Source organism: Sphingomonas sp. 10B4, assembly GCF_035019905.1.
Lineage (GTDB): Bacteria > Pseudomonadota > Alphaproteobacteria > Sphingomonadales > Sphingomonadaceae > Sphingomonas > Sphingomonas glacialis.
In genome coordinates this window covers 1-450 of the sequence record NZ_JASJVC010000205.1, presented here as the reverse complement: position 1 = coordinate 450, position 450 = coordinate 1, and the positions used below count along the sequence as shown (strand labels likewise).

1 pseudogene is annotated in these 450 nt (G+C 64.7%); it reads left to right on the top strand.

Going from position 1 to position 450, the window contains the following annotated elements:
• Positions 1-380 (top strand): annotated as a pseudogene (locus QN347_RS19480) (IS21 family transposase); the annotation flags it as partial.
• Between the last annotated feature and the right edge of the window lie 70 nt (positions 381-450).

Here is a 450-nt window from a genome sequence, read left to right as displayed (position 1 = left end):
AGGGCTTCGTCGACGAGGTCGCGATCCTGTGCGGCGGCAAGGAGATCGCCCGCCACCAGCGGTGCTATGGTGAGGGCGTGTTCGTCGCCGATCCGCTCCACTATCTGGCGCTGATCGAGACCAAGCCCGGCGCGCTCGATCAAGCCGCGGCGTTGCAGGGCTGGGCATTGCCGGATGTGTTCCAGCACCTGCGACACCTGCTCGAAGCGCGGATGGGCAACCGGGGCAAGCGTGAGTTTATCCAGGTGCTGCGCCTGCTGGAGGCGCTGCCGCTCGACATCGTCACGGGTGCCGTAACCCAGGCGATCCAGATCGGCGCGGTCGGGTTCGATGCGATCAAGCTGATCGCGCTGGCGCGCATCGAGCGGCGACCCTGTCGATGGCGGAGTAATCTTCCCCAGTTGTGACATTTGAATATTCCCCACTTCTTCTGATCGGCCCTTGTCCGGG